The 20,267-nt window shown below is 44.6% G+C and carries 16 protein-coding genes and 1 tRNA gene; 5 read left to right on the top strand and 12 right to left on the bottom strand.

All coding sequences use genetic code 11. From position 1 onward, the window contains the following. Nucleotides 1-58 precede the first annotated feature (58 nt). Nucleotides 59-1,915, top strand: coding sequence for a cellulase family glycosylhydrolase (locus AB4Z08_RS21950; RefSeq protein ID WP_441575926.1), 1,857 nt, complete (start codon nucleotides 59-61; stop codon nucleotides 1,913-1,915). 149 nt (nucleotides 1,916-2,064) lie between these two features. On the opposite strand, the gene AB4Z08_RS21945 is transcribed toward AB4Z08_RS21950, so the two are convergent. The 5 genes from AB4Z08_RS21945 to AB4Z08_RS21925 form a co-directional block, all read right to left on the bottom strand. Continuing rightward, nucleotides 2,065-3,081: a zinc-binding alcohol dehydrogenase family protein gene (locus AB4Z08_RS21945; RefSeq protein ID WP_441575925.1), complete on the bottom strand. Its 1,017-nt coding sequence runs from the start codon at nucleotides 3,079-3,081 to the stop codon at nucleotides 2,065-2,067. 9 nt (nucleotides 3,082-3,090) lie between these two features. Next, the gene (locus tag AB4Z08_RS21940; protein WP_441575924.1) at nucleotides 3,091-3,426 is read right to left on the bottom strand and encodes an L-rhamnose mutarotase; all 336 of its coding nucleotides are present in this window, start codon (nucleotides 3,424-3,426) and stop codon (nucleotides 3,091-3,093) included. Between the two features lie 15 nt (nucleotides 3,427-3,441). After that, on the bottom strand, nucleotides 3,442-4,458 hold the full coding sequence (locus tag AB4Z08_RS21935; protein WP_441575923.1) for an aldo/keto reductase: 1,017 nt from the start codon (nucleotides 4,456-4,458) through the stop codon (nucleotides 3,442-3,444). Nucleotides 4,459-4,476: 18 nt separating this feature from the next. After that, a complete protein-coding gene (fucP, locus tag AB4Z08_RS21930; RefSeq protein WP_441575922.1) occupies nucleotides 4,477-5,745 on the bottom strand; it encodes an L-fucose:H+ symporter permease in 1,269 nt (422 codons plus the stop codon). Nucleotides 5,746-5,825: 80 nt separating this feature from the next. Next, nucleotides 5,826-7,472 (bottom strand): alpha-L-fucosidase, encoded by a 1,647-nt coding sequence (locus AB4Z08_RS21925; RefSeq protein WP_441575921.1) that lies wholly within the window; start codon nucleotides 7,470-7,472, stop codon nucleotides 5,826-5,828. Nucleotides 7,473-7,740: 268 nt separating this feature from the next. On the opposite strand from AB4Z08_RS21925, the gene AB4Z08_RS21920 reads away from it, so the two are divergent. Then, nucleotides 7,741-8,622: a helix-turn-helix domain-containing protein gene (locus AB4Z08_RS21920; RefSeq protein WP_441575920.1), complete on the top strand. Its 882-nt coding sequence runs from the start codon at nucleotides 7,741-7,743 to the stop codon at nucleotides 8,620-8,622. 496 nt (nucleotides 8,623-9,118) lie between these two features. After that, on the top strand, nucleotides 9,119-9,862 hold the full coding sequence (locus AB4Z08_RS21915; RefSeq protein WP_441575919.1) for a hypothetical protein: 744 nt from the start codon (nucleotides 9,119-9,121) through the stop codon (nucleotides 9,860-9,862). A 597-nt stretch (nucleotides 9,863-10,459) separates the two neighbouring features. Here the strand turns inward: AB4Z08_RS21915 and AB4Z08_RS21910 are convergent. Continuing rightward, nucleotides 10,460-10,543, bottom strand: a tRNA-Leu gene (locus tag AB4Z08_RS21910). 301 nt (nucleotides 10,544-10,844) lie between these two features. On the opposite strand from AB4Z08_RS21910, the gene AB4Z08_RS21905 reads away from it, so the two are divergent. Next, the gene (locus AB4Z08_RS21905) at nucleotides 10,845-12,059 is read left to right on the top strand and encodes an NAD(P)-dependent oxidoreductase (RefSeq protein ID WP_441575918.1); all 1,215 of its coding nucleotides are present in this window, start codon (nucleotides 10,845-10,847) and stop codon (nucleotides 12,057-12,059) included. On the opposite strand, the gene AB4Z08_RS21900 is transcribed toward AB4Z08_RS21905, so the two are convergent. The 6 genes from AB4Z08_RS21900 to AB4Z08_RS21875 all read right to left on the bottom strand — a co-directional run bounded on the left by AB4Z08_RS21900 (nucleotide 12,038) and on the right by AB4Z08_RS21875 (nucleotide 18,522). Continuing rightward, nucleotides 12,038-12,367, bottom strand: a complete 330-nt coding sequence (locus AB4Z08_RS21900) for a gliding motility-associated C-terminal domain-containing protein (protein WP_441575917.1) — start codon at nucleotides 12,365-12,367, stop codon at nucleotides 12,038-12,040. The two genes, AB4Z08_RS21905 and AB4Z08_RS21900, sit on opposite strands and share 22 nt — an antisense overlap. Before the next feature lie 133 nt (nucleotides 12,368-12,500). Then, a complete protein-coding gene (locus AB4Z08_RS21895; RefSeq protein ID WP_441575916.1) occupies nucleotides 12,501-12,935 on the bottom strand; it encodes a PKD domain-containing protein in 435 nt (144 codons plus the stop codon). A gap of 200 nt (nucleotides 12,936-13,135) precedes the next feature. Beyond that, on the bottom strand, nucleotides 13,136-13,858 hold the full coding sequence (locus AB4Z08_RS21890) for a tRNA1(Val) (adenine(37)-N6)-methyltransferase (RefSeq protein ID WP_441575915.1): 723 nt from the start codon (nucleotides 13,856-13,858) through the stop codon (nucleotides 13,136-13,138). Nucleotides 13,859-13,860: 2 nt separating this feature from the next. Then, nucleotides 13,861-15,996: an alpha-L-fucosidase gene (locus AB4Z08_RS21885; RefSeq protein WP_441575914.1), complete on the bottom strand. Its 2,136-nt coding sequence runs from the start codon at nucleotides 15,994-15,996 to the stop codon at nucleotides 13,861-13,863. Between the two features lie 188 nt (nucleotides 15,997-16,184). Beyond that, on the bottom strand, nucleotides 16,185-17,189 hold the full coding sequence (tsaD, locus tag AB4Z08_RS21880) for a tRNA (adenosine(37)-N6)-threonylcarbamoyltransferase complex transferase subunit TsaD (protein ID WP_441575913.1): 1,005 nt from the start codon (nucleotides 17,187-17,189) through the stop codon (nucleotides 16,185-16,187). A 79-nt stretch (nucleotides 17,190-17,268) separates the two neighbouring features. Then, nucleotides 17,269-18,522, bottom strand: coding sequence for an ABC transporter permease (locus tag AB4Z08_RS21875; protein ID WP_441575912.1), 1,254 nt, complete (start codon nucleotides 18,520-18,522; stop codon nucleotides 17,269-17,271). Nucleotides 18,523-18,624: 102 nt separating this feature from the next. On the opposite strand from AB4Z08_RS21875, the gene AB4Z08_RS21870 reads away from it, so the two are divergent. Next, nucleotides 18,625-20,208 (top strand): peptide chain release factor 3, encoded by a 1,584-nt coding sequence (locus AB4Z08_RS21870; RefSeq protein WP_441575911.1) that lies wholly within the window; start codon nucleotides 18,625-18,627, stop codon nucleotides 20,206-20,208. Nucleotides 20,209-20,267 lie beyond the last annotated feature (59 nt).

Genomic DNA, 20,267 nt, shown 5'->3' with positions numbered 1-20,267 from the left:
TCCGCGAACAAAAATATAGTTAATCATCTCTTTCAACCAATCTCAAACAACTAACACCATGAAACATCTTTTATGCTTATCAGCAAAGTTAAAATACAAATGCAAATTGCTATTTGCAGCAGCCGGTATTTTCTTATCCATTCCAGCATGGAGTCAGCTACCTGCTGCGCAGCAGGTGGCCAGCCAGATGAAAGTAGGCTGGAACCTTGGGAATACGCTGGATGCCATTTGCGGTGAAAATGCCTGGGGGAATCCAAATACCAGCCAGGCGCTGATCAATGCAGTAAAGGCTGCTGGTTTCAATACAGTGCGCATCCCCTGTGCCTGGGATTGCCATACCAGCAACGGAGTAATTGATGCTACATGGATAGCCCGCGTGAAAACAGTGGTAGATTACTGTATTAGTAATAATATGTACGTCATCATAAACATCCACTGGGATGGCGGCTGGTTGGAGAATAACTGCACGCCCGGCGCACAAAACGCCGTAAATGCCAAACAACAAAATTACTGGACCCAGATTGCCAATTATTTTAAAAACTATAACGAACATTTACTTTTTGCCAGTGCCAATGAGCCGGCTGTCAGCGATGCAACAGGTATGTCAGTTTTATTGTCTTATCACCAGACCTTTATAAATGCGGTTCGCGCAACGGGGGGAAATAACAGTTCCCGCAGTCTTATCATACAAGGGCCGTCTACAAATATAGACAATACCTATAACCTGATGAATACTATGCCAACCGATCAGATTTCCAACCGTCTGATGATGGAAGTTCACTATTACGCGCCATGGCAATTTTGCGGCCTGACGGCAGATGCCTCCTGGGGCACCATGTTTTACTATTGGGGAAATGGCTTCCATTCTACCACACAAACAGACCGCAACAGTACCTGGGGAGAGGAGAGCGAAGTTGAACGTGCCCTGGGATTGATGAAAACGAAGTTCGTAGATAATGGCATTCCGGTAATCATTGGTGAATTTGGTGCAATAAAAAGAACCAATCCTGCTGATCTTTCACTACACCTGGCATCCAGGGAATACTTTAATAAATATGTTACCAGTTCCGCAAAGAGTAAAGGTATGATTCCAGTTTACTGGGATAATGGCGCAGCTGATTTTGGTTTATTTAACCGCAGTACGGCAGCAGTAAATGACCAGGGCGTAATTAATGCTATCATGCAGGGTGCCGGCGGATCTCCATCAGGCTATATTACCCTGGCTAATCGCGCTACCGGCTTATTGATGGATGGAATAGGCAGAACATCCAACGGAGATAACTGTTCACAATGGAGCAATAGCGGAAGTTATAACCAGCAATGGGCTTTAGAAACAACCGGAAGCTATGTAAAGCTGAAAAACCGGGCCACAGGATTATATTTAGATGGAATGGGCAGAACGTCCAACGGATCAATCGCCGGACAATGGACCAGCAGTAGCAGTAACAATCAGCAATGGACCATGGAAAATAGCGGAGGCTTTGTGAAGTTCAGGAACAGGGCAACTGGTTTATACCTTGATGGCCTCGGTCAAACAGGCAACGGTGCTGACCTGGCCCAATGGAATACAAGTTCCAGCTTTAACCAGCAGTGGACCTCTACTGCAGCCAATGCCCGGACAGCAGCGCAATCGGCATCCGAGGCATTTGTCAGCAAATCCTCCATCGACAAACAACCTGTCCAGTTCACGGTATATCCTAATCCATCTTCATCAATTTTTAATCTGGTAATTAATAACAACGAAAAGATAACGCTTGTTGAAATACTTGATATGACAGGTCGGGTCATTGAGTCTATAAAACCTGCCGCCATTAAAAACCGATTGGAATTGGGCGCCTCCCTCAAACCAAATACTTATATCATTAAAGTAACAGGAAGTACATGGACAAAATCATTCAAGGTGATTAAGCAATAAACGTATCATAACACCATTCCACATAAGCAAACAGGAATAACCTGTATAAGAAAAGCGTACCAATAACGGCAATAATCACCAAGGTGCTTATTGCCGTTATTTTTTCCGGAGTCGATAGCTTTTGTCAAAGGAAATTTTACCTTACCTCATCAATCCAATTCTATAATTGCTTTAATAACTCCATTGGAAGGATCCAGCAAGCTTTCAAATTCGTTGACAACTTTTTCAAATGCAATACGATGAGTTATATAATTGGCCGGTTGCACCCAACCTTTTCTGATGGAGGCGATAACGTGATCAAAATCCTCCCGTGTTGCATTACGGCTGCTCATTAATGTAGCTTCCCGCTTGTGGAATTCCGGATGACTGAAACTGATATCCGCTTTCTGCAACCCTACCAGAACATATCTGCCGCCGTGTGCGATATATTGAAAGCTGTTATTTATTGCCTTTAAATTACCGGTGGCATCTATAACTACTGTTGCCATATCTCCGTTAGTAATTGCAGCCAGCTGCTCCGCTACGTTTTCATTGGATGCATCGATGATATGATCAACTTTCAATTTTTCTTTGCAAAATGCCAATCTTTTGACATTAACATCTACAGCAATTACTTTAGCACCCGCAATACGCGCAAATTCCATGATCCCTAATCCGATGGGACCAGCACCAATCACCAATACAAATTCGCCGGGTTTTACGTCTGCCCGTCTGATACTATGTGCACCAATGGCCAAAGGTTCAACCAGTGCCAGATCATCATATCCCAGGCCATTGCCATGTACCAAGGCGTAGGCAGGCACATTCAGGTACTCCCTCATGCCTCCGTCAACATGAACGCCGCAAACATTCATTTTAACGCAGCAATTGGGCTTTCCTGACCTACAGGCAATACAATCACCACAATTAAAGTAGGGAATAAAAGTTACGATTTCTCCGTTGGAAAATCCATGCGCTCCGTTGCAGTCCTCTAATTCACCCGAAAGTTCATGCCCTAAAATACGTGGATAGCTAAAATAAGGCTGCGTTCCTTCGAAGGCATGCAGATCTGTGCCACAAACGCCGATCCGGCGAATCCTGATCTGGACATAACCTTCTCCCGGTACTTGTCTTTGTGTATCCTGTAATACCAATCTTCGCGGCTCCTCACAAACTATTGTTCGCATGATATTTTTTTAAAGTTGAAAGATTTGTTCCATCATTACCCACTTTTCTCCTTCTTTTGCCCAGGGTAATGGCTGCTGGAACTTCCACATTAATTGTTCCCACTCCTGCACTTTAGGATTAGCTGCATCTGATGCCTTTTTTTGCTGCTCATTATAGAAATCTGTTGTCTCCATAATCATCATTAAGCGATTACCTGTTCTATAAATCTCCATTTCTGCAATTCCTGCGTTCAGAATGCTCTTTCTTACTTCCGGCCAGCCGTTCTCTGCTTTGTGCCAGTATTCATATTCTGCAATCAGCTGGGGATCGTCCTTCAGATCAAGCGCTAAACAATATCTTTTCATAGCTTCATTTAATATTTACAAATAACTGGATGCATAGGTAGGATCAATCAATCCAACATGCTCCATTTCTTTCCAGAATCCTTCGGGAATGATTGATTGAGGCAATGCAACATTTTGTGCTACCCTTTCCGCTTGTGTAGTATTTAAAGCGATACTCCGGACACCAGGTGCCTTCAGGCCAAAAATCACACATGCCTCTACAGGCTTGATATTATAATCGAGACATAACTGGTAGAACTGCTCCCGCCAGCCATATAACGCCTTATCTTTTACCGGATCTGTTAATTGATAATTGTAATAAGCAGATCCGGTTAAGAAGCCTCCGTTAAAAACAGACGAATTTATAATGGCAATATCCTGCTGCTCCAGCTTTAACATAAAATCCACCAACGCCAAAGGATGACTATGAATAGTCATACTATTTGCAATCATCACCCAGTCAAGCTTTACATCCTGCACTATTTTCGCTATGATCCGCCAATCCTTAGCTCCGACTCCTATAGCTTTGACCTTACCGGCCTGTTTCAATTCATGTAAGGCACGGTAAGCATCCAGTATATCCTGATAACGTTGCTGCCACTCCTGTTCATTCCCGGATGCCAGGAGGTATTCATCGGGATCGTGCACGGATACCAGGTCCGCACGATAGTCACCCAATAATTCATTACCTTGTTTATAGCATTCCAGGATGCCCTGGTAACTTATTTTTTGAACAGCGTCATGTTCCAGGTTTCGCCATACACCCGGTTCAAAAGTGGGTTCCGTTGTTTTTAATTCAGTACGCAACCACCCCAGCTTATTGCTGATCAGCACATCCGAGGGGGCAATCTGCAATTGTTTTAAACTCCGGCCCAAAGCCTCCAGCGCCAGTCCTGCACCATACTTGCCCGCGGAATCAAATACAACCGGACCTGGCGAATATTTTATACATTCACTAACAATGGAACGCTTCATTTCATCCGGGAGTGCTATATATAAATTTCCTAACCCGCTCGTGCCAAAAATTACTTCCGGCAATATGAGTTTTTCCATACCGATGACTACTTATTTTCAAAGAATAGGTGAAGCAATTAATTTTTCAGATTTCATTTTTACACGATGACCTTTAAATCCGAAGAAGGCCACAGCCAGGAAGCAGACCAATGGCACCACGTAACCATATTGAATATTCCCGGTTACATCGCTGATATAGCCAAATATCCTTGGCAAAACTGCGCCTCCAACAATAGACATAATGATTAAACTGCTTCCAAACTCGGTGTCGCCGCGTAATCCCTTGATGCCAAGCGCAAAGATGGTAGGAAACATGATAGACATAAAAAAGCAGATACCAATTACTGTATAAATCGTAATCATGCCAGATCCACAGATCGCGATTATGCAAAGCAAAATATTAATAACTGCATATACCGCCAGCAACCGGGCAGAATTGAAATATTGCATTAAATAAGTCCCGATAAATCTTCCTACTAAAAATGCCAGGCCACATGCTCCCAGGTAATCAGCAGCCTCTACTTCTGTAATACCCGCAGCCTTTGTTGCATAAAGAATAAACAGGCTAAACACGCATACCTGCGCACCTACATAAAAGAATTGCGCCACCACGCTCCAGGTCAGGTGCTGGTGCTTAAAGGCGTGAAAAATATGCTTGCTGGTTGTATCTCCTTCATTTGTCCTGATCGCCGGCAGGCGGGTAAAGGCAAAAATGATCGCTATTAATACCAGTACGCTTCCCAAAATAAAATAAGGCATTTTCACCGTGGCGGCTTCCGCAGCAAGCGCAAGTTGACGACCTTCTGCTGTCATGGTGCTTAATTGCGTAGCTGTATATCCTTTTGTAAGGATGACCCGTGCGCCAATCACAGGTGCAAGCGTAGCTGCCAGGCCATTAAATGATTGTGCAAGATTCAACCGCTGTGTAGACGATGCAGGGTCTCCAAGTGATGATGCGTAAGGATTTGCCGCTGTTTCCAAAATAGTCAGGCCGCAGGCAATAATAAATAATGCGATCAGAAAAAACGTATACTGCTGTGTATTGGCTGCAGGAATAAACAAAAACGAGCCCAGGGCAAAAACCAATAGCCCTACGATAATTCCTGTTTTATAGCCATACTTTTTCATAATCAAGCCAGCCGGTAAAGCCATCAGAAAATAAGCGATAAACACGGCAGAATCAACCAGTGTAGCCTGAACTGTAGTCAGCGTAAATGATTTCTGCAAATGCGGTATTAATATAGGATCAAGGTTATGTGCAAAACCCCATAAAAAAAACAGGCTTGTAATCAGTATAAACGGGAATAATGTAGGGTTCTTTGCCATTTGAATTTTAAATTTAACAGGGATCTATCAGGCGGCCTATTCCGCAAACAGGTAACGTATGTATGTATTCATCCTGGTACTCAAACGATCGCTCCTTCAATTTTTAATACAAAAGCCTCTTTACACGGTGGTTGTTCCGGCAATTGTACCTTCAGGCCTTCGGATGTTTGCTGAAAATTCAGCCGGTCGTTTCCAAGCAGGCTTACCTGGCTCACTTTTCCTACCTGATCATTTGCAGCCAGGGACTTCACTAATATTGCATTATTTGCCGGCCAGCCCAACATAACTGCATACAGTGTTTTACCCTTTGTAGTAAAACGAATATCCCCCGCTACAAAAGGTTTGCCCTTTCCTTCATTAAAGCCTTGAGCACTTAACGCTACTACTGACTCCATGGCAGGCCCCTCCCCAAATACTTTCCAGGGACGCGTACTGTAGATCGCTTCACTGTTGACCTGCATCCAGTCAGCCACCTGCTCCACAACGCCACGCTCTTCACTGTCGATGGTACCATCTCCACGTACGGGAATATTAAGTAAAAGATTACCATTTTTACTGACCACATCTACCAGCGTGTGCACTACTGTTTTAGCGCTTTTATATCCTTTGTTATCGAACAGGCGACGATCGTAATGCCAGCCGCCAATACAGGTGTCCGTTTGCCAGGGCAGTGGTTCTATCTGGTTACTCTGTCCACGCTCAATATCCCATATCATACATTTGCGTTGCTGCTCATTCAATCTTTTTCCGAACAAAGCGGCCTGTAATTTTCCGTGTTTTTTGATACTGGCATTATAGAGATGCGCAGCTATTTTTAAACCTGCATCACTTACTGGCCAAAGCGGCAATGCGTTGTCATCAAAATAAATAAGCTCGGGGCCATATTTATCAATGAGATCAATGGTCCGTTTTAAGAATTTGTCACAGTAGGCCTTGTCAGGTACACTTGCACCATTCCCCCAGTCCCAGTAGGCGCCCATATCCCCTTTCAAACTATCTTTACTCAACGCATGATTTTGAGCATACAATTCCTGGGGATCATAACCCTTCCACCATTTATTGCTGCCATCGGCTTTGGTCAGCTTACCATCGTAAGAGATACCGGCATAGGGTCCCATTTTATCTGAACGCCGGGCCACCTCATACCAGGTCCAGGCATGAGAAGCGTGGACAGTAACTCCGAAGGGCAGCTCCTGTTCTTTGGCTGCTTTTGCCCAGCCCCCTATGAGATCCTTTTTGGGTCCCAGCTTAGTAGCATTCCATGAATGATATTTGCTATCGTACAAATCAAAATTATCGTGGTGATTGGCCATGGCCATAAAATATCTGGCGCCAGCCTTTTTGTATAAGGCCACCAGTTCTTCCGGATGCCAGTTCTCCGCCTTCCAGTCATTTATTACATCCTTAAAGCCAAACTTCGAAGGGTGACCATATTTTTGAAGATGATATTTATAATGATCACTTCCTTCTTCGTACATGCCGCGGGCGTACCAGTCACCGTGTTCCGGCTGACATTGAGGCCCCCAATGCGCCCATATACCAAATTTTGCATCACGAAACCAGTCCGGCACCTGGTATTGCCCCAGTGAATCCCAGGTAGGCTGAAATGGACCTGGCGCCATGCGTGGAATTGACTCGGTCTTTAACAAACTGTGTGCATAAAGATCAGATAGATATAGGGATGACAGACCCGTAGCTAATCCTTTTATCAACGTTCTTCTTTTCATGGAATTTAATTTTACCGGCTGCTCTGATGTGCCGGGAATTACCTGTTTTTACCGGCAATTCCCGGCACATCACAGAAAGCCTAATTGACAAATCAAACTTACTCCGAAATAGCTACCCAACATTTAGCCTAATTGGACTTTTTTTTATACAAAACCGACTATTTACCTATCATTGTTATAACAAAACTGTAACATTGAAGGAATATACCAACCGTAAAAGTAAATAGCAGTATTCCGGATGGCATGTTTCAGTCGTTAACAATATCGTATGATTAAAAGAACACTAAAACAAACATTCACGTTATTGAACGTTGACCATGTAAAGCTTGATTCCAAATGGAATTATAAAAATGTGATCAGCCCATATTTCAGGATATATTATATCGATGCGGGAGCAGGAGAAATCTGGGATGCGTCAACTAAGATCACACTTGAGCCTGGCTTTCTGTATATTATACCAAGCTTCACGTTATGCAACCTGGTATGCCCACATTATCTTAGCCAGCATTTCGTACAGTTTTTTGAGGAATCCTCGGATGGTATTTCATTATTCGAAAATAACAGATCCATTTTCAAGGTAAAGGCGATGGAAATTGATATACTTAACTTTGCGCGCCTATTGGAAATTAATCCCGGCAGAGGTATCAATGGTTCCGACAATCCCAAGGTGTATGAAAAAAACACTTTTTATAAAGCCTACCAGGATCTTAACAACCGGCAAAGCATGTCAACATTTACGGAAACTCATGGAATCCTGCTCCAATTGGTTTCGCGCTTTCTAACACAAGACGCATTTAAATACAACGATGCGCAACAGGTGCCGGCAAAAATTTTAAATGCCATCAGTCATATTCAGTTAAACTTACACCGCGATTTATCAGTAACAGCTCTGGCGAAAAGAGCCAACCTGCATACAGATTATTTTTCACGCCTTTTCCATCAGCACACCGGAGAAAGGCCGGTGAAATATATACAGGAAAAAAGAATCGAGCGGGCCCAATACCTGATGGTAACAACCCAGATGACTTTTGCTGAAATTGCTACACAAACAGGTTTTGAAAATGTATTTTACTTTTCCAGAATTTTTAAACAAATCACCGGAATGTCTCCCGGAAATTACAAAAAACAAATGGATATAGTTGGGTTTTAGACGTTATCGCACTGCCGCCTGGTACATCATTGTTCGCAACACCAACCATTACATCAAGAATGATATCATTCATTTCTATAACGATCAATCCAGCTGTTACTCGAACCTATTGTTTATTGTATGCCAACATGCCAGATTTATCCCATCTTCTTCTCAAAAAATCTCCTTCATTCATTTTTTAACATGATCTGCTACAGCACACAAAGAAAACAAAAGTATGAGTTATCATGATGATTACTTATCATAATAAATGATAAACAAAAAAATTCACCGTTATTAAATCGGCGTGTCTTGGATCAAGTTGAAAACCTGCGGGATATCTTTTTTCAATATGCTCTAAATGCCCATACACCCGCATTTGCCATTCTAAAATCCCCATCGAACTATCTTTGAATATTATACAATTCTCATGGCATTAGCTGTAGCGAATCTTCCATCTACCCCGCAAACACGTTCCCTGAATTATCTTATATTTATCTTATCAAAATAATCTCCCATGGCAAAACAAATGTCTATCATTTCTTTTACGGGAAAACTCGGCCATCTCATTGGGTATAAGCGCAATGGCGAATACTTTCTGCGCTCCATGCCTGAAAGCGTACGGCAAACCACTGCTACCCGCCGCGCATCCCGGCGCTTTGGCATCGCCAGCAGGAAAGGCGCTTTTATCCGGCATGCTTTCTACCCCCACCTGGATGTCCATTGTGACGGCGGGCACATCAATCGGCTAAACAAGCTACTCATTGCTGCCGGCGATCATCATGCAGCCATAACTGGCTTCCGCTTCAATCAGCATACCGGTGTAGATCATTTTTTTCCGGTAGCTCCCCGGCTTTTCCCTAACGGAATATTAAATATTCCCGCACAAACCATCGCCGGGTATAAAGGTATTGCTGTCCTGGAAGTAAAAGTGATCGCTAAGCGTATTGATTTTATATCACGCCAGGTGGCGGGTAGCGAAACGGTTACGCTCATGATAGCCCCCGATACCACTTTCCAGGAAACAAATGTTTCACTGGATGTACCCGGGCAGGGTTTACTGGTAGTAGTTTTCCAGGTAAGAGCGATGTACAAGGATGGCCCATCCGGCAACAGACAATATATGGCCGCCGACATTATTGCGGTGGCAGCGCCACAAGTGCCCAGATATGCTAAAAAACGCACTTACCCCAAGCGGACAAGATTGCTTCCAGACCTTACCTATACACACGCATATCCAGCTGTAATTCAACTGGAATAAAGCGATCCTGCCCCTGGAGATATTTTGATGAATAAACCCTTTTATACCTGCTTTCTTTAAATAGTCTATCTCTTTCCACAGCTCCCCCCTGGTAGGGAAGCAGCATTGCTATGGCCATTTCCGACCTCCATCTGTCTTCTGATGCAATTTCATCCCGGTTATACATCCGGAACTCATCCCCGCATCAAGTCCACCTCTCCTGCGCTGCAACTATAGGTACATAGCGGATGCTAAGCATAGCCTGGACGGAGCCTACATAATGAAAAGGTAATGCTGACTATAATGATGGGTGTTCTTAATACACTATAAACTTTATGCTTAAAATTCACACTATCCCCCAACTTTTCAACTTGATCCCATGTCTTCGTGAATTTACAGCTTTCATTGCAGCTCAAAATCCAGGCAATAGTTTAGTTATAATATAAACAGTGAACCCTGATAAGATGAAGTTGGAAAAATTGTGGAGAGATGTGTCCGTAGTAATTGTAATTTCAAAGGCTTAGTTCTTTGCTTCCTGCACTTTTCTTTGCTGGCAACTTTTGTGCAAATAAAAAAGGCCCACTTTCGTGAGCCTTCTTAAGACATTGATAATCAGGGTGCCCAGAACAGGAATCGAACCTGCACTCCCTTTCGAAAACAAGATTTTGAGTCTAGCGCGTCTACCAATTCCGCCATCTGGGCAATCATTTTACAAGAACTCGCCGCGTCAATTGCGGGATGCAAATATAGAAACTCTTTTTTATTCTCCAAGAAAATTTTTCATTTAAATAAGAAAAAAGCAGGGTACAAACCACTGACAGCTATCATAAAATACCTACAAAATCAGCCATCACAAACAACTACAGCAAATCTTCCTACCGCATTTTATTCGTAAAATTCTTTCCTGCAAACTCGCCATTTTAGCCTAAAAACCACCCCTATGGCCATCACACCTTAACATTTCCGGCATCTCCCGGTTCATTAAAATACTGTAAATTCAAAGATGGAAAACACGATACATATAGGACTGATCCGGGAAGATAAACATCCACACGATAACAGGGTGGCCTTTACTCCCAAACAATGCCAATGGATCATGCACCATTTCCCACAGGTACGGCTATACGTACAGCCATCTCCCCTGCGTTGCTTTACGGATGAAGAGTATGAAAAAGCCGGTATCCCATTACAGGAAGATCTCTCGGGATGCGCCATACTCCTGGGTATTAAAGAGGTTCCCGTAGATAAACTGATAGCAGGTAAAACCTATCTTTTCTTCAGCCATACCAAAAAGAAACAGCCGCATAACCAACACATGCTGCAAACGATGCTGCAAAAAAACATTACGCTGATCGACTATGAATGCCTTGTACATCCTGACGGGCAACGCATCCTGGGCTTCGGCTTCTTTGCCGGTATCGTGGGGGCGCACAACGGATTGATGGCCTATGGCGAAAAAACAAAAAGCTTTCATTTTAAAAGAGTACATACCTGCCACGATTTCCAGGAGCTGATCGCGCATTACTTCGGCATCAAACTGCCACCTCTGAAAATCGTAATCACCGGCTCCGGACGCGTTGCTGCCGGCGCTTTGGAAATCATGGGCCTGCTCGGCATCAAATACCTCCCGCCAGAAGAATACCTGATTAACAGCTACGCCTATCCCGTATATACACAATTGAAAGCAGGAGAACTATACCTGAAAAAAGACGATAAAACATATAGCAGGACCGACTTTCACGCACATCCTGAAAACTACGAATGCCGCTTCCTCCCTTATGTTACCGCCAGCGATATCCTGATGAACGGCATCTACTGGGACCATAACATCCCTCCCCTCTTCCAGGCTGCAGACCTGAAAAAAGACAATTTTCGTATACAGGTCATTGCAGACATCACAGACGACACCAATGGCTCTATCCCCTGCAACCTGGGCGATAGTACCATAGAAGACCCCGTATACGGCGTTACAAAGGATACAATGGAGCAAACAGCACCCTATCTGCCTGGTACCATCGACATGATGTGCGTCAGCAATTTACCCAACGAACTCCCCCGGGATGCTTCCCAGTATTTCGGTGATCAGCTGATGAAATATGTATTTGAAGAATTACTGAAAAACGACAGCGACATGATCAGCCGGGCCACCATCACCAGCAAAGGAGCACTCTCTCCTGCATTTGATTACCTGGAAGATTATGCAAAAGGTATCTCCTGATAAATTATCGTAACAAATGAACACCCCTTTCTGCACCTTCTCTTCCCTTCAATATTTTTATAACGGATAAAATAAACATAGCTACCTACAGGCTGCAGCGCTCCTTTACAGATACCATCCCATCCCCGTAATATGTCAGTGGAGACATATACTTCTGCTTCCCAACGATTAAGTATCCTAAATTCCAGTAATACCAGCCCATGCGGGGTACGTAACCGAAATACATCATTCTGCCCGCCTCTGTTAGAAGTAAATGTATTAGACACATACAAGTCCGTCGCGCGATCCTTTGCCTCCGTCTGTAACATTTTGGCACTACACTCATTGCTAACACTCACCCGGTAGGGGCCGGGATAACGAATCACCTACGCGTTGATGGTGCTGCCATTCCCACACAAATACTGATACCCTGGCTGTACTGCTACTGTTATTGGTTTATAATTAAACAAACTTCAAAATAGTTGTAATCATGCTATCGCAATTACTGCGTGCTCTTTTTATAGTGCTGACATAAGTTCCTTCAGTGTTAATTGTCCTACCGTCCGGCAAAACATAAGTACTCCCTTCACAGATAAATTTAGTAACCGCGCTACCTATTTTACCATCAATAACTACCTCACTGGTTTTATCATTAGTACTACACGTCGCAGTAACGGCTGCTTTCGGAGTGTAGGTTTTATGACTCACATAAAGATGTTCAGGAGATAGCTGCGTGGAGGTGGTGCCATCTCCAAAATCCCATAGTACATTCGTTACACCCGTATCATTGACCACCTTAAAGGTGCACTTCCCTCGCAAACGGTGGAAAGGGTAAAGCCGGCAGCCACATACAAAAAGCTCTTCACAAACGTAGGAAAACACACCGAGGTACGACATAGTCCCTGCCCCGTAAGATCCATCCCATCCTGTTCAAAATTACATCCTGTACCTTTTACATCAGGCTTGTGAATATGCTCTACGATGTAACGATATTCATTTCCCTTCTCATATCCCACTTACATAGGCCGAGCCGGCCCCATTTATACATCCCCTCGGTACATGATCAGGATTAATAGGTCCCAAGAATTACAAAATAGCTATAGATATAAGTAAAATGGCTGCAATAACGCTGCAAACTGACTGGTATATACATTGCTGGCATCATATATAGCGAGTTCCTGTACTACAGCAGCTCCAGGGGTTCTCCCAAATATACCCGTAGTCCGAAAGAAGCCATGGTTTACACTCTGTCGGATATACAATACCCGCTGAAGATAAAATCCGGCTACCAGCGCCAGTTCACGGAAGGTTTCAAATTCATTATAAGGCAATAATACCGATACTTCACCTGATAGTGATAACTGCCGATCAATCGCCGAAATCAGTTCTTTATAACTGAGGTTGGTGGCATGCATCGCCTGGTCTTTCTGTGCATGCCCGCTTTTCAGCGCACTTTCATAAAACGGCGGATTAGTAATGATGAAATCATAGGACAATCCGTTGTCCATTTTTCGTATGTCCGTTTGCATGAGGGATAGCCGGTTAGCCCATGGAGAAGCAGCAAAATTATCCAGGGCCTGTTGTGCCGCGCCAGCATCCAGCTCCACGGCAGTGATGGTGGCGGGAATACGCTGCGCCAGCATCAAACTGAGCAACCCGGTGCCGGCTCCTATATCCAGTATAGCCGGCACCGTTGTATTTTTATCCACTAGGTATTGCGCCGTAAAAGCTCCTTGTATACAGGCATCTGTACACACCTTCATGGCGCAATGCTCCTGGTGAACGGTAAACTCTTTAAATTTAAAAAATGTATTTGCCATTGTTATTTTGACTCCATCACGACTGCCAGGTTAGGCATCCGCAGATTACGATGCACAGATACCGGATCGGCCTCGCGGATCTCACACGTTTCTACCTTCCCGTTTCCTTTTACCATTGCATCCAGTGACTGCACATATAATACTTGCGGTACATTGCGGTTAATGGCTACTACAGACTGCTTTGCAAAACGGCTGTATGATTTTGCCACCAACTGATTCCTGCCTGCTTTCAGGGATAACAGCACCACTTCAGTTGCCACTCCCCCTCTTTCAGGATTATTATGTAATACCTGTTCTTCTCCATTTAAATATACCGCAATGCCATCTCCACTGGTGAAGCCTACCAGGTAATCACCCGCTTTGGCAGTGGTAATTTCCTGTAAAATATATTGTGCTACACTTCTGTCGGCCTCCCATTTTATCAGCGCATCATTCTGCCAGTCGTTGTGCAGCGTCCATCCTTTACTATCTTTATCAGGCCATGGCTTTGCAGGATCTATATCTTTCACCGATCCATGAGTACCATCAATCCCTGACCAGAAAGGACCAGCGCTATACATAGGACCCCACTGCAAAGCAGCCGGATCATTATGCAGCGGCATAGTAGTACCACCATTCAGCAACACCTCTTTGGTGGTACCATTCAACGTAAAACGAATACGACGACCCTTTTCCGCATCGCTGTAGATCAACTGCAGGCGGGCTGGTTTCGTAGCGGTAAACGCCCAGGAATCACCTACCTGGCTGCGGTAATAGCTTTCGTAATCCACGCCGGAGAAACTGAACAACGGTGTAGCGTTATCTCTTGTCAAACGGGTAGCCTCCTTCAACAAGTGCTGCGGAGTAATACTCACCCCTTCTTTACAGGTAAGCGATAATACCACAATGTCCTTATCTGCAACAGTAAAACCGGTAGGCAACTGGATATGCGTATTGCCTCCTTTCACGGTTATCTTAACCGGCACTTGTTTGCCACTGCTCAGCAGTGTCACCTGGCTGATCTTACTGTTCAATCCAGGTAAAATAATAGCCCCATTTGCTGGTGTCTGCAATAAATGCAGGTATAATTTACCAGGTTTGGTAGTGACTTCCCCCCAGGTAAAAGTAGTGTCAAATGGATTCGCCGATGCGCTGTAAATGGCTTCACCATTTAGTTTCAGCCAGGCGCCATTCAGCAGTAATACATCTCTTTCAAAATCTACAACTGACCCGTCTCCACGTGGCCCGATGTTTAACAGGTAGTTCCCGCCGCGGCTTACCACTTTAATCAGCCCTTCCAGTTTCTCATGCGCTTTATCTTCCGCTTTACCATGCTGCTGCCAGCTACGGTAACCCCATGTTTCATCATACACAGAAGCCGGCGTTTGCCAGGCAGACGCAATTTTGTAATCAGGATACTGATTGTCTCCCATCACACAAAAATCGCCGGCATCATTCCCTAAACGGCCACTCACCATACAGCCCGGCTGCAGGCGATGTACTATTTCTGCCAGTTCCCTGCTCTGCTGCGCTGTCAGGGAACCCATATCAAACCATATCTCTGACACCGGACCGTAGTTGGTCATCAGCTCCGTCACCTGCTTCTTATTATATTCATGATGCTCCGGTGTAATAGGATCACTATTGCTGCTGGAGATAGGATATGCCTGCGGAAAATGCCAGTCGATCAAGGAAAAATACATCCCGAACTTCAGGCCGTTACGCTGACAGGCATCCGATAATTCTTTCAGCACATCGCGTTTAAACGGTGTAGCATCTACTACATTATAATCTGTAAAGGCAGAATGAAACATACAAAAACCATCATGGTGCTTCGATGTCATCACCACCGATTTCATACCCGCCGCCTTTGCCAGCAAAACAATCGAGTCTGCATTCCACTGCTCCGGATGGAATCTTTTAGCCACATCTCCATAAACATCACTATAAATACCCGCATGCGATTGTATCTGCTCACTATACCCCCGGGTTACAGGCTTACCTTCCCAAACGCCGCCCAGCGTAGAATAAATAGCTCCCCAGTGAATGAACATGGAATATTTCTGGTTCTTCCACTCCGTATGTGCGGCCAGTTCCTGCGCCGACACCAGTTGAAAGGTCATCACCAGACCGAATAAAGCAATCAAGATTTTCTTCATAGATAATTTGCTGTTATAACCGGACATAAAGCTAAATCGATTGAGGCAAGGAAAAGCATAGGATTTTATCAAAAGCTGGTTTGAAATAGCTTTTAGCCGTTAGCTTTTAGCTGTTAGCAAATGCAGCGGAGATCATAAAATGTTATTTTCGCTGCATTTGCTAACAGCTAAAAGCTAACGGCTAAAAGCTAAAAAGCTGCTCTTGCAGTTGGCACCACGTCCAATGCGGCAAAATCGCCTGCCAGGAATTTATAATAAGCCGTAATAGCAATCATGCCTGCGTTATCTGTACAATACTCAAATTTTGGAATGAAAGTACGCCAGTGGTGTTTTTGCCCATATAGTTCCAGGGTCTTTCGCAAACCACTGTTGGCACTCACGCCGCCAGCAATGGCGATATCACGTATACCCGTTTCCTCAGCGGCTTTCACCACTTTATTTAACAGGATACTCACGATGCGCTGCTGTATGGAGGCGCAGATATCCGGCAAATTCTGCTGAATAAAATCGGGATTTTTCTGCTGGTTTTCCTGCAGAAAATATAATATCCCGGTTTTCAATCCGCTGAAACTAAAGTTCAACTCAGGTATCCGGGGTTCCGTAAATTTAAAACGGTCAGGGTTACCGGTTTGAGCGTATTTATCTATTAACGGGCCGCCGGGGTAAGGCAGTCCCAGTATTTTGGCACTTTTATCAAATGCTTCACCGGCGGCGTCATCCAGCGTTTCACCGATCACCCGCATACGCAGCGGACTTTCACATAAAACAATCTGCGTATGACCACCGGAAACGGTTAAGCACAAAAAAGGGAAGTCAGGTTTGGGATCATCTATAAAGTTAGCCAGTACATGTGCCTGCATATGGTGCACACCTATCAGCGGAATGTCGAGCGCCATCGCCATAGACTTGGCAAAGCAACTCCCTACCAGCAAGGAACCTATCAGCCCCGGTGATTGGGTAAACGCAATCGCACTTAGCTCCTCCCGTTTTACTCCCGCCGTTTGCAGGGCGATATCCACTACCGGTACAATGTTCTCCTGGTGAGCCCTGGAAGCCAGCTCCGGCACTACTCCTCCATACTGTTCATGTACTTTCTGATTGGCAATGTGATTGGATAGCACCTTTCCATCTACCAGTACCGCCGCCCCTGTATCATCACAGGATGATTCTATCGCTAATATTTTAACAGACATAAGCTGCAAAATTAATAAAAAAAAGGCGGGAAAACCCCGCCTGTACAACAACATCACTGCTGCCCAAATATTTATCTGTCTAATTACTCCGGATAGCCACCACAGGATCCAGTCTGGCCGCAATATAAGCCGGGATAAACCCTGCCAATACTCCTACACCAACGGAAACTACCAAACCGGCAATAAAGGCACCAACGGATATAACCATTTCAAAGGAGCTCACCGAATTAATAATTATTGTCAGAAGATAAACCATAAATAGCCCCAGCAAGCCCCCGAATAAACAAAGACACACAGATTCCAGCAAAAACTCCATCAGGATAATATTGCGGCGGGCACCGATGGCTTTTTTCAACCCGATGATATTCGTTCGTTCTTTTACGGTCACAAACATAATATTGGCAATACCAAAACCACCTACTATCAGGGAAAAGAAGGCAATAAAGCCGCCGCCAAGATTAATAGCGCCAAACATGGAGTTCAGACTGTCATTGGCAGAACTGATTTCATTCAGCGCAAAATCATCTTCCTCCCGTGGTCTTAACCGGTGAGTAGCCCGCATCACTCCTCTCAGCTCATCTTTCAGCTGATCCAGGCTCACACCAGGTCTCGCCTTCACCAATATATAAGGATCAGCAAAACGACGTTCATCTACCACCGTCCTTGCAAAACGATAAGGCAGGATGATCGCATTGTCGAAACTACCTGCCCCGATCATACTTTCTCCTTTTTTCTTCAGTACGCCTATCACTTTCACATCCCGGCCGGCTACCTTCACCATTTTCCCCATAGCAGATTCCGGAGAAGAAAACAAACCATCCCAGATGGTAAAGCCGAGAATAGCCACATTGGCGCCACTATTACTCTCGCTGTTGGCAAAAAAGCGTCCATCGAGTATCTGCAGGGTTTGTATCTGGTCAAAATCATTGGTAACCGCCATCATCGTCACCCCATCCATATAATCATCACCAAATTCTACCTTCTTGCCACTCGCGTCAAAGTTAAAAGACGCATAGACAGCGCTATGCACCTTATCTTGTATCGGCTTTAGATCTTTATATTCAGGCTCCGGGCGGTTCATATATTTCCACCACGCATATTCGCCATTACCTCCCCAGGGCCACTTCTGCAGATAAATCACATCTTCTCCCAGATCGGACAGATCCTTTCTGATGTTATGTTCCAGGCTGCCTGTCAGTGTAAGTACCGCAATAATACAGAAGATACCTATGGTAATTCCAAACAACGATAAAAAGGTGCGCAGCTTATTCACCCGCAGCTCCTGCATCGCCATTTTGAAACTATTCCATAATATTTTAAGGGTTGCTATCATATTTCAAATTTAGCGGATTTATGTTCACCGGCAGCGCCAATAAACACGAAATATAGCCGGACAAAAAATTTAGTTACCTTTGCTGCCATTTTTCGGATATTTATGAAGTACGCTAACGAAATCAGTAAAAGAAAATCCTTTGCTATCATCGCTCACCCGGATGCCGGTAAAACCACGCTGACAGAGAAATTCCTCCTGTTCGGCGGTGCTATTCAAACAGCCGGTGCGGTGAAGTCCAATAAGATAAAGAAGCATACCACTTCGGATTTCATGGAAATTGAAAGACAGAGAGGTATCTCGGTAGCCACTTCTGTTATGACCTTTGAATATCGCGATATCCTCGTTAATCTCCTGGATACGCCCGGTCACAAGGACTTTGCAGAAGATACCTACCGCACACTGACGGCAGTAGACAGCGTAGTGCTGGTGATCGACTGTGTGAAAGGGGTGGAAGAACAAACCGAAAGATTGATGGAAGTGTGTCGCATGCGCGATACGCCTGTTATCATCTTCGTGAATAAAATGGACCGCGACGGTAAATATCCTTTCGATCTGCTGGATGAACTGGAAGAAAAACTCAGCATCCGTGTAAGACCACTCAGCTGGCCCATTAACATGGGTAGCGACTTCAAAGGGGTATATAACCTGTATGATAAAAGCCTGGTGGCCTTCCTGCCCAACAAGAAAGCCACTGATGAAGATATCGTGCCGCTGGCAGATCTCAGCAGCAGCTACGTGGATGAACATTTCAACGCAAAAGATGCTGCTCAGCTGCGTGGCGATGTGGAACTGATAGAAGGCGTTTACGATACCTTCAACCGGGAAGATTACCTCGCCGGCAAACTGGCGCCGGTTTTCTTTGGTAGCGCCGTTAACAATTTCGGCGTGAAAGACCTGCTGGATACCTTCGTAGACATCGCTCCCATTCCCCGCAACCGTACCGCTACCTCCCGCGAAGTAGATGTAAATGAAGACAAATTCAGTGGGTTTGTCTTTAAAATACATGCAAACCTCGATCCGCGTCATCGCGACCGTATTGCGTTTCTCCGTGTTTGCTCCGGTAAATTTGAACGTAACAAGTTTTATCACCACGTTCGTTTAGACAAAGACGTTAGGTTCAGTAACCCATACAGCTTCCTCGCCCGTGAAAAAAATGTGGTGGATGATGCTTACCCCGGAGACGTGGTAGGGTTATTTGATACCGGTAACTTTAAAATCGGTGATACCTTAACCGAAGGCGAAAACTTCTACATTACCGGCATTCCAAGCTTCTCTCCTGAACTGTTTAAAGAACTGGTGAACAAGGACCCGATGAAGACCAAACAGCTGGAAAAAGGTATACGTCAGCTGACAGACGAAGGGGTTGCCCAGTTGTTTACACAGCATGGTGGCAACCGCAAAATCATTGGTTGCGTGGGTGAACTGCAGTTTGAAGTAATCCAGTACCGCCTCCTGCAGGAATACGGTGCAGCATGTCAGTTTAACACCCTCCAGTTCTATAAAGCCTGCTGGCTTACCGGTCCTAAAGATAAAATAGAAGAATTCATCCGCTTTAAATCTTCCAATATCGTGGAAGATAAAGACGGCCACCTCGTTTACCTGGCACAGTCCGAGTGGTACCTGAATACCGAGCGCACCAACAATCCGGATATCCAGTTCAATTTTACATCAGAAATACATAAATAGCTGAATAGCTTTTAACCTTTTTTAGCTTTTAGCCATTAGCTTTTAGCTTTTAGCAAATG

This window comes from Chitinophaga sp. RAB17, assembly GCF_052114225.1.
GTDB lineage: Bacteria > Bacteroidota > Bacteroidia > Chitinophagales > Chitinophagaceae > Chitinophaga.
This window is presented reverse-complemented; position numbering and strand designations above follow the sequence as displayed.

Bases quoted from the DNA above. Each gene is read 5' to 3' on its own strand.
- AB4Z08_RS21950 (WP_441575926.1), top strand. From the start codon at position 59: ATGAAACATCTTTTATGCTTATCAGCAAAGTTAAAATACAAATGCAAA.
- AB4Z08_RS21945 (WP_441575925.1), bottom strand. From the start codon at position 3,081: ATGCGAACAATAGTTTGTGAGGAGCCGCGAAGATTGGTATTACAGGAT.
- AB4Z08_RS21940 (WP_441575924.1), bottom strand. From the start codon at position 3,426: ATGAAAAGATATTGTTTAGCGCTTGATCTGAAGGACGATCCCCAGCTG.
- AB4Z08_RS21935 (WP_441575923.1), bottom strand. From the start codon at position 4,458: ATGGAAAAACTCATATTGCCGGAAGTAATTTTTGGCACGAGCGGGTTA.
- fucP (WP_441575922.1), bottom strand. From the start codon at position 5,745: ATGGCAAAGAACCCTACATTATTCCCGTTTATACTGATTACAAGCCTG.
- AB4Z08_RS21925 (WP_441575921.1), bottom strand. From the start codon at position 7,472: ATGAAAAGAAGAACGTTGATAAAAGGATTAGCTACGGGTCTGTCATCC.
- AB4Z08_RS21920 (WP_441575920.1), top strand. From the start codon at position 7,741: ATGATTAAAAGAACACTAAAACAAACATTCACGTTATTGAACGTTGAC.
- AB4Z08_RS21915 (WP_441575919.1), top strand. From the start codon at position 9,119: ATGGCAAAACAAATGTCTATCATTTCTTTTACGGGAAAACTCGGCCAT.
- AB4Z08_RS21905 (WP_441575918.1), top strand. From the start codon at position 10,845: ATGGAAAACACGATACATATAGGACTGATCCGGGAAGATAAACATCCA.
- AB4Z08_RS21900 (WP_441575917.1), bottom strand. From the start codon at position 12,367: ATGTTACAGACGGAGGCAAAGGATCGCGCGACGGACTTGTATGTGTCT.
- AB4Z08_RS21895 (WP_441575916.1), bottom strand. From the start codon at position 12,935: ATGTCGTACCTCGGTGTGTTTTCCTACGTTTGTGAAGAGCTTTTTGTA.
- AB4Z08_RS21890 (WP_441575915.1), bottom strand. From the start codon at position 13,858: ATGGCAAATACATTTTTTAAATTTAAAGAGTTTACCGTTCACCAGGAG.
- AB4Z08_RS21885 (WP_441575914.1), bottom strand. From the start codon at position 15,996: ATGAAGAAAATCTTGATTGCTTTATTCGGTCTGGTGATGACCTTTCAA.
- tsaD (WP_441575913.1), bottom strand. From the start codon at position 17,189: ATGTCTGTTAAAATATTAGCGATAGAATCATCCTGTGATGATACAGGG.
- AB4Z08_RS21875 (WP_441575912.1), bottom strand. From the start codon at position 18,522: ATGATAGCAACCCTTAAAATATTATGGAATAGTTTCAAAATGGCGATG.
- AB4Z08_RS21870 (WP_441575911.1), top strand. From the start codon at position 18,625: ATGAAGTACGCTAACGAAATCAGTAAAAGAAAATCCTTTGCTATCATC.